The 9,087-nt window shown below is 62.0% G+C and carries 6 protein-coding genes, 1 tRNA gene, 1 pseudogene and 1 riboswitch; of the genes and pseudogenes, 6 read left to right on the plus strand and 2 right to left on the minus strand.

Translation table 11 applies throughout. The features are described from left to right. The coding region (locus F1542_RS10260; protein WP_193732950.1) for an FUSC family protein at positions 1–1,208 on the minus strand (1,208 nt) is incomplete at its 3' end. A gap of 310 nt (positions 1,209–1,518) precedes the next feature. Continuing rightward, a complete protein-coding gene (gene rlmB, locus F1542_RS10265; protein ID WP_193732946.1) occupies positions 1,519–2,343 on the minus strand; it encodes a 23S rRNA (guanosine(2251)-2'-O)-methyltransferase RlmB in 825 nt (274 codons plus the stop codon). A 117-nt stretch (positions 2,344–2,460) separates the two neighbouring features. Between rlmB and F1542_RS10270 the strand changes: the two genes are divergently transcribed. The 6 genes and pseudogenes from F1542_RS10270 to F1542_RS10295 all read left to right on the plus strand — a co-directional run. Further along, positions 2,461–2,546: transfer RNA gene (locus tag F1542_RS10270), tRNA-Tyr, on the plus strand. A gap of 507 nt (positions 2,547–3,053) precedes the next feature. Continuing rightward, entirely contained in the window at positions 3,054–3,503 is a 450-nt protein-coding gene (locus F1542_RS10275; RefSeq protein ID WP_193732947.1) for a cupin domain-containing protein, read from the plus strand. Positions 3,504–3,724: 221 nt separating this feature from the next. Further along, the gene (locus F1542_RS10280; RefSeq protein ID WP_193732948.1) at positions 3,725–6,256 is read left to right on the plus strand and encodes an EAL domain-containing protein; all 2,532 of its coding nucleotides are present in this window, start codon (positions 3,725–3,727) and stop codon (positions 6,254–6,256) included. 191 nt (positions 6,257–6,447) lie between these two features. Next, positions 6,448–7,299 (plus strand): 23S rRNA (adenine(2030)-N(6))-methyltransferase RlmJ, encoded by an 852-nt coding sequence (locus tag F1542_RS10285; protein WP_193732951.1) that lies wholly within the window; start codon positions 6,448–6,450, stop codon positions 7,297–7,299. Positions 7,300–7,497: 198 nt separating this feature from the next. Beyond that, positions 7,498–8,445 carry a ribokinase gene (locus F1542_RS10290; protein WP_193732949.1) on the plus strand — a complete coding sequence of 316 codons (948 nt, stop codon included), beginning with the start codon at positions 7,498–7,500 and terminating at the stop codon, positions 8,443–8,445. 19 nt (positions 8,446–8,464) lie between these two features. Then, positions 8,465–8,691, plus strand: a riboswitch (cobalamin riboswitch). 143 nt (positions 8,692–8,834) lie between these two features. Further along, positions 8,835–9,087, plus strand: a pseudogene (locus F1542_RS10295) (carbohydrate porin); the annotation flags it as partial.

A 9,087-nucleotide genomic window follows, 5' to 3' on the forward strand; every position in this document is an offset into this window, starting at 1 on the left:
TCCCACACCAGCCCCCCCACAAGGACCGCCCCCGCCGAACGCACGCCGTTATGCCAGGCATCCGTCCGGTCGCGCCATGGCGGGGTGGAAAAGTGGAAATGGTCATGGACCGGAGCCACCTGCGTCGCCGCCAGATGTGCCAGCGCTGCATCCAGCCGCACCAGCAGCACCCCGAGCGAGGCATTGAGGATATACCCGTCCAGATGGACCTGCGACCCGGCCGCATCCATGGTCACCGGGCCACTGACCGCGATGATGTCATTGACCAGTTGCTGCCGGCATTCCGCCCCCAGCATGCGGATGCGCACGCGCAGGTCCGGTACGGCGGCGACGGGATCGGGGCCGTCCATCAGCCCCTGCATGTCAGCAAACAGCGCCTTTGCCATGGCCAGCGGCGTAACGAAGGCCGGGGGCACGCCGCCTGCCTCACGTATGCGCGCCGCCAGTCCCAGCCCGCGCGACATCACCACGGCCACGGCGGCCAATGCCGCGCGCGCATGATCACCGGCATGGGTGCGGTGCTGCATTTCCACTTCACTGAACTCGATCTGGTCCGAAATGGAAAAGACGGACCCAAGCAGCGTGCGTGACCGCAGGAACCCGGAATCGTGCCCCGCCATCATGCCCGTCAGGGCCTGCGCCGCCTGCCCCACCGCTGCCGCGACACGGCGGGTGATTTCCCGGTGTGCGACATCGGCCAGATTGGGCGCGAATACCGACGCCAATCCGCTTTCACATAGAATGCCAAGGAAAATATAGGTTGAACGCGACATGGCGATCGCGAACACATCACGCGGGTCATCCGCCGCGTTCAGGGCGATCAGGCCGCTGGTAAACGCCATGAGCACCAGCGCATAGGAATGGAAATTGCGCAGGAAGGTCGCAAGCCCGCAACATATCCCAACCCAGACTGCCAGCACCGGGAAAAACAGCCACGATGACTGCGGCAGGGCCGCGATCAGCGCCACACCCACCACAGCACCACACACCGTACCCAGCAGCCGCCACCGGGCCTTGGACATACTCTGCCCACGCGAATTCTGGGCCACGATCCATGTGGTCATGGCCGCCCATTGCGGGTCGTCCATTTCCATCCACAGGGCAAGGACCAGTGCCAGAAGGGCCGCGACGGTGGTCCGTAACGCAAAGCCGAAATCCGCCATACGCGGGGCATACAGCCACCGGAAACGGCGCAGAAAGCCACCCATGACGTCAGCCACGCAGGCAGCACGCCATCAGTCTGTCGCCGTTGGGACGGTTTGCATCACGCGCTCGTGTCATTCATTCCGAATGACAAGAATGCCGCAATAAATCCATGCGTTATAACATAAATAGTTTTTCATGATGCTGCCCGGCCCTGTGGGCCCGGGACCGACCTGCCATACCCTGACAGGTTCACCCACGGAACATCCTGATTAAAAAAGTTTTTGGTGAAGCTTTTTGCAAAAAGCTTCAGGAAACGCCGCCTTTTTGAAAAAAGGCGGCGCCCAAAAACTTTTATGGTTTTTTATGTGGCTTTCAGCGATTGCGGTACATTTCATATAACGCCACGGCAGCAGCGTTGGAGACGTTCAGGCTTTCCATGTCGCTGCTCATGGCAAGGCCCGCGATCTCGTCACAATGTTCCCGCGTCAGGCGGCGCAGGCCCGCGCCTTCCGCCCCCAGCACCAGCGCCACGCGGCGTTGACTGAACGACGCGCCATCCAGTATGCCGCCACCCGCATCCAGTCCCACCACCCACAGGCCACGGGTCTTGAGCGCATCAAGCACACGCGACAGGTTGACCACCCGGATCAGCGGCACGATTTCCAGCGCGCCGGATGCCGCCCGCGCCAGTGTTCCCGTCTCATCGGGGGCATTACGGTCCTGCATGACAACCGCCACCGCACCAAATGCCGCGGCCGAGCGCAGGATGGCCCCGACATTGCGCGGATCCGTCACCTGATCCAGCACCAGCACGGGACCGGGTCGTTCCAGCACAGTATCCAGATCGGGCGGCGTCAGCACATCCACCAGTAACGCCATGCCCTGATGCACCGCATCAGGACCGCACAGCGTATCGAGGCGGGCCCGTTCGGTGCGTACGGGCTGAATGGGGAAACCGCCCTCCAGCCTGGCGGCAAGGGCTTCCTGCGCTTCGGCCGTGACCAGAAGCTGCCGCAGCTTGCGCGCCGGATTTTCCAGTGCGGCCTGTACCGCGTGCTGTCCATACAGCCAGCATGTGCCACGCGGGGCCGAAGCGGCACCCCGCCCCCCCCGACCACCCCGGTCGGAGGCAGGACGGGCGGACTGGGCGGAAGGTACGGCTGACGCGCCGCGACGACGGGGAGTGCGCATGTTCATGACCGTTCTTTAAGCCCAACCATGGCCTGCGTCATGCCCCCAAACGGGGAATGGATGAAGTTTTTCACGCTACCTATTGACACCCCCCGCCAATCCCCGTAATTACCGCGCCAATCCGGAGGGATGCCCGAGTGGCTAAAGGGGGCGGACTGTAAATCCGCTGGTGTACGCCTACGTTGGTTCGAATCCAACTCCCTCCACCAACTGCCTTTCCCATACAATCACATATGATATCAGAACGCTGGTTTTCCGGCGTTTTCTGTGTTTCCTCGCTCCCTGTCATTCCTTATGCGACCACCATTAAAGAAGTTTTTGGTGAAGCTTTTTGCAAAAAGCTTCAGAAAACGTCGCCCTTTTGAAAAAAGCAGATTCCCCGGCTTGTTTTGAAACGGTCTCCCTATACGCCAACCGTAATACACCAGACCGTACTGGCAAATCGCAGTTACGAAATCCGCAGGACCCGGCTCACCAACTGACCGGCACGGCGGATGATTCATGCCTGCATACCCGCAGTACTACCCATCCGATGGGCCAGGACACACGACGCCCGGCCAGAATGAAGCCGCCCCATTCATTACTATACAAGAACAATACCCCTTTCCGTCTCAAGATCATGTGAGGGCACGCACCCATGATCGTCGCCACGGAACCGCATCCGGTCCTCAGGCGCTATGTCCTGTAATAACGATGACAGACCGGAAAGAGGGAAGATGCACGGATCAATACCTGTCCTGGCCGCCTGCCTGGCACTTGCACCCATTTTCACCCCGTCCGCCCATGCGCAGACGGTCGCATCCGGGCACCGCGACATCCTGCTGCAGTCCACGAAGTCATGGAATGGCGTGGCGTATGAAAAATACCCCACCACCCAGCCGGAACTGATGATGATCCGCCTGACCATTCCCGCCCATACCGCCCTGCCATGGCACACCCACCCCGTGCCCAATGCCGGTTATGTGCTGCAGGGGCAACTGACGATCCATGACCGGGACAGCGGGAAGACGGAAACTTTCCATCAGGGCGAAGCGTTCGCTGAATCCGTGAATGACATCCATCGTGGGGAAAGCGGCGATACACAGACCGTCGTGCTGCTGACCTATGCCCTGACACCGGGCACGCAGCCCTCCATCCCGGCCAAGGGAGAAAAACCGGAATACTGACAGTCCTGCTGATGCCACGCTGTCCCCGCGGGGCCGATCATGACAGTCAATACGCCCCTTTTCCATGTAATGAGGTAGGGGCGGCAGACCATAAAACTGCCGCAATATAGTCAATAATAAAATAACATTTCATTTCCTCTGCCCAACGGTACTGCATGTCCCCCGACAGCCCTTTCCTGTCCGGGGCATGGTGTTCCTTTTATATTGTGAAAGACGCGATCATGCCGGACATCACACAGATTTCCTCCCCCCTGCTGGAAAAGCTGCCCATGGCCGTGATGATGGCGGATGTATCGGGCCGCATCGTGTACGGTAACCCGCGCGCCTGTGCCCTGACCGGCTATGGTGCCACGGACCTGGCCGAAACGCGTCTGGGTCGCCTCTTTCCCGACAGGGCTGTCGATGTCACGGCCACGCTGGCCATCCCCACAACACCGGACCGGGCCACGACACAGGACGGTTGCACCACCCTGCGCCGCAAGGATGGTCTGGGCATGCCCGTACGCCTGTACCGTGAAAGCATAAGCTGGGATGGCAACCTGTACGAACTGGTGGCCCTCCTTGACCGCACGGAAGAAGAACAGACGCGTGAGGATGCTGAAATCAGCGCCCTGATCGTGCAGGCAACGGACCGGGGCATTCTGGTGCTGGACCCGCAATACCGCATTACCCACGCCAACCGTGCCATGACCGACCTGCTGGGGGTGGAACCCGCCGCCCTGCACGATGCCCCGTTCGGCACGCTGCTTTCGGGCGGCGAAAGCGATATCGCGACCCTGCGGCAGTTCCGGCGGAATCTGGCGCGGCGCACGGGATTTGAACAGGATATCCATACCCGTGGAAAACAGGGCAAGGACCTGTGGCTGCGCTGTGCGGTGACCCCGCATTACGGGGCTGATGGGCAGCTTGCGGATATCATCGTCATCCTGCACGACATTACCCATGACCGGCAGTTGCGCGAACTGCAGCGCGACGTGGTGGAAGCGCTGACGGACCAGTTTTCGCTGCGCGAAATGCTGGACTTCATGTGCCGCCGTATCGAACTGATCGCGCCGGACTGCATGGCGGTGGTCATGCTGGGCACGGGCGGTGTCCTGCGCACGGGCGGGCACGGCGCACTGCCCATGCCGGTATTGCAGGCTTTTGACGGGCTGGAAGCCAGTACCGCCGGCGGGGCCTGCGGCACCGCGATCGTCACGGCACAGGATGTGGTCGTGCCCGACTTCACGACCGAGACCCGCTGGCCCGCCCTGCGTGATGTGGCAGGCCAGCACGGGATCGTTGCGGAATGGGCCGTGCCCATCATCCTGCGCAATGGGGATGTGGCGGGCAGCTTCTCGCTGTATTTCCGCGCACCCGGACAGCCGGGGGCATGGCACCGGCGCATTGTCGGTGCCTGCGTGCATCTGGCCATGCTGGCCATTGAACAGCAGCGCAGCCGGGATTCGATCATCCGCCTGTCCTATACCGACCGCCTGACCAGCCTGCCCAACCGCATGTGGCTCAACCGCCGCATGCAGGAACTGGCCACCCGGCCACCGGCGGCACCACTCAGCATCATGGTCATCGACCTTGATCGCTTTCGCAAGATCGTGCAGGCGCTGGGACAGGGCCGTGCCGACCAGCTTCTGCTGGAACTGGCCACCCGCCTGCGCCACGGGATGGTGGGACGCGACGTGCTGGTGCGCACCGAAGGCGATGAATTCGTCGTCCTGACGGAAGAAAACGCGCCCGATGTCACCCTTCTGGCCGAACGGATCATCCATAACCTTGAGGAGCCGTTTACCGTTGACGGCATTCCCGTCAGCATCTCCGGCAGCATCGGCATAAGCACCCACCACGGTGAGGGGCAGGATGTGGAAGAATCCCTGCGCCAGGCGTACACTGCCCTGGCGCAGGCTAAGAAGGCGGGACGATGCTGTTACCGCTTTTTCCACCCGTCCATGAACCGGCAGGCGGATGACCATGTCATCCTGGCTTCCGCGCTGCGTGAAGCCATCGCCGACAACCGCCTGACACTGGTGTACCAGCCACAGGTCAACCTGCGCACGGGCGAACTGCATGGCGTGGAAGCCCTGTCGCGCTGGGATGACCCTGTTCTGGGCATGGTGTCACCGGGGCGGTTCATTCCCGTGGCGGAGGAAACGGGACAGATCCGCGCCCTGGGCGTATGGTCGCTGCGGGTCGCGTGCGAACAGATGGCTGAATGGATCGCACACGACATTCCCGTGCCGACCGTATCGGTCAACCTGTCCGCCATCCAGTTTCAGGACCCCGATCTGGTATCGCAGCTGGCGACCATCCTGCACCAGACCGGCGTGCCACCGGAACGGCTGATCGTTGAACTGACCGAAACCGCCATGATCGAGAATTTCGACCAGACGGTGACAACCGCGACCGCCATCCGCAACCTTGGCATCGGGCTGTCGATGGATGATTTCGGTACCGGCTATTCCAGCCTGTCCAACCTGGCCAGCCTGCCCATAAGCGAGGTCAAGATCGACCGCAGCTTCATGAACGGCTTTGGCAGCACCGGCAATGTGCGTCAGGTTGTGACCGCCATCATCCGCATCGGGCACACGCTGGGCATGACCGTCATTGCCGAAGGCGTGGAAGAAGCCGTGCAATGCGACCAGCTGCGCGATATCGATTGTGACGTCATACAGGGTTATTACTTTGGCCGGCCGATGAATACCGCATCCCTTGATGCATGGATCAGGGAACGCAGGACCGAAGCCGTCCCGGTCGCCTAACGCACTCTACAGCAGGATGGGCGGCACGATGCCGCAAGGCCTGATGACCGTTCCCATCCTCCCGGCCGTCCCACGCTGGTCCGTGCACTGCATGCCCACCCACAGACCGGCATGGAAAAAGACGGCCCGATCCATTAACAGTCCTGCGGACCCCATACATGGGGGCGTGCAATCCGTGGGGCGGTGAGACATTGAATTACAGACACAGCTATCACGCCGGCAATTTTGCCGATGTCATGAAACATGTCGTGCTGGTGGCGCTGATTGATGCGCTGCGCCGCAAGCCTGCGCCTTTCTCCGTTCTCGACACCCATGCCGGTATCGGCCTGTATGATCTGTCGGGCCGCGAAGCCCAGTCAACCGGGGAATGGCGCGAAGGGATCGGCCGCCTGCTGGACGCACCACCTGATCCCGCCGCACCGGCCTGCGTGGGCGAATGGCTGGAGATCGTGCGCGCCACGATCGCAACACATGAAGGGCGGCTGTTCTATCCCGGCTCCCCCGCCATTGTGGCAGAGCTGCTGCGGCCGGGCGACACGCTGACATGCTGCGAACTGCACCCCGAGGACCAGCGCAGCCTGCGCCGCGTGTTCCGGCATGATCCCGCCGTCTCCATCCATGGCCGCAACGGGTATGAAGCCATTACCGGCCTGCTGCCGCCAAAACAGGCGAAGCGCGGGCTGGTGCTCATGGATCCGCCTTTTGAGCAGAAAGATGAATTCCATGCCCTGGCGAAAGCCATCATCACGGCCCGCCAGCGTTTTGCCACGGGCATCATCGCCGCGTGGTATCCCATCAAGCACCGGGCGCCCACGCATGCCTTCCACAATGCGCTGAAGGATGCGGGACAGCGCAACCTGCTGGCCCTTGAACTGACCCTGCGGCCGCCGCTGGACCCGACACGGCTGAATGGCAGCGGCCTGCTGATCGCCAATCCGCCATTCCAGTTTGAACAGACCGCCCGCGCCATCCTGACCACGCTGTGCCGGCATCTGGGTGATGGTGAAACACAGGCAGCCATTGAATGGATCGTTCCGGAATGAGCTGTCGATGAAATAACAAAAGTTTTTGGGCGTCGCCTTTTTCAAAAGGCGGCGTTCCTTGAAGCTTTTTGAAAAAAGCTTCACCAAAAACTTCTTTATGATGAGCCATGACCTTCAGGACCGGGCGCCTGTATGATTGCGGGGCGGAGTGGTAAAATGCACCTTGCGTGCCCATTTTCACTGCCCGAGGTCTCCTCCATGCCTACACCCCATATTGCCGTCATTGGCAGCACCAATATCGATTTTGTCGTGCATGTCGCCCGTTTTGCGCGACCGGGTGAAACGCTGCATGTCCATTCCTCCACCACCGGGCTGGGCGGCAAGGGGGCCAATCAGGCGATCGCGGTGGCGAAGCTGGGGCAGGACGTGACGCTGGCGGGCTGGACGGGCAAGGACATGCTGGCGGATATGGCGCGCACCACGCTGGAACAGGCAGGTGTCGATACACGCTGGCTTATGGAAGACCCGGCGGCGGACACCGGCCGGGCCTTCATCACCATCGACCACGCAGGCGAAAACCAGATCCTTGTCGATGGCGGGGCGAACATGCGCCACGGGGCAGAGGCCACGTCCCTTCTCGCCCCTGTTCTGGATCACGCAACACTGGTGATGATGCAGATGGAAATGCCCCCTGCACTGGTGCTGGTAATTGCCCGACAGGCCCGCGCACGCGCCATTCCGGTCATGCTGGACCCCGCACCGGTTCCCGTGGATGGCCTGCCGGAAGATCTGTACGCGCTGACGGATATCCTGACCCCCAATGAACGCGAGACCCGTGACCTGACGGGTATCGAACCCACTGATGAAGCAACTGCCCTGCAGGCGGCCCGCATCCTGCACGCACGCGGCACACGCACGGTCATCATCAAGCTGGGGCATCGCGGCGTGGCGTATTCCGCACCGGATGGGCAGGGGTTCGTCCCACCCTTCCGTGTCCGGGCGGTTGATACGGTGGCGGCGGGGGACTGTTTCAATGCAGGACTGGCCTGCGCGCTGGCGCGTGGGGCGGCAATTGGGGAAGCCGTGCGCTTCGCCGCTGCCTGCGGCGCATTGGCCACCACCCGCCCCGGTGCTGCACAGGCCGCACCGGATATGGGGGAAGTCGCAGCCCTGCTGGACCAGCACCCCCCGGCCGACCTTGTCTAATGGACTGTAAACGCTATAGTCCGGGTTACAAGTCAGCGGTCCCGTGCAAACGGGTGAAAAAGGGAATGTCGTAAACCCCGGCGGGATGCCACATCCGGGGGTAAAGTCGGCAGCTGTACCCGCAACTGTAAACGGAGAGTGCTTCATCTGGCGCCGTCACACGGCACCCACTGGCCCCGGCCGGGAAGGGAGATGGAATGCAGTGACCCGTAAGCCAGGAGACCTGCCGTTGTCCTTAACAATATCGCCGGGCGGGCTGACCGGAGATGGACACGAGACATGTACAAGACCAGCTGACATCCCGTCCCCCCACGCCAGCAGCAACCCGTTACAACGGGCTGCTTTTTCCGGACCCTCATGGCCGGACCCATCCTGACGGGATGTTTTTCATGAAAATCCTTTTCACCCCTGCAGCACGCCATGGCTGCACGCGTACCCTTCTCCTCTCCTGCAGCCTGATCGGCATCACAGGCGCCAGCATTCATGCGCAGGCCCAGACACAGATCGCGCAGGATCGCGCCCGCCTGGGCAATTCCACCCCGTTGATCCAGCAGATCGACCCGGCCACGGTGCGGGATTCCGAACGCGCGCAGGCCGATACGGAAGAACAGGCCGCGGTCGCCGCGGGCGGCGAGGACAGGC

It is taken from the genome of Komagataeibacter sp. FXV3 (genome assembly GCF_015155755.1).
Lineage (GTDB): Bacteria > Pseudomonadota > Alphaproteobacteria > Acetobacterales > Acetobacteraceae > Komagataeibacter.

Bases quoted from the DNA above. Each gene is read 5' to 3' on its own strand.
- rlmB (WP_193732946.1), bottom strand. From the start codon at position 2,343: ATGAACATGCGCACTCCCCGTCGTCGCGGCGCGTCAGCCGTACCTTCC.
- F1542_RS10275 (WP_193732947.1), top strand. From the start codon at position 3,054: ATGCACGGATCAATACCTGTCCTGGCCGCCTGCCTGGCACTTGCACCC.
- F1542_RS10280 (WP_193732948.1), top strand. From the start codon at position 3,725: ATGCCGGACATCACACAGATTTCCTCCCCCCTGCTGGAAAAGCTGCCC.
- F1542_RS10290 (WP_193732949.1), top strand. From the start codon at position 7,498: ATGCCTACACCCCATATTGCCGTCATTGGCAGCACCAATATCGATTTT.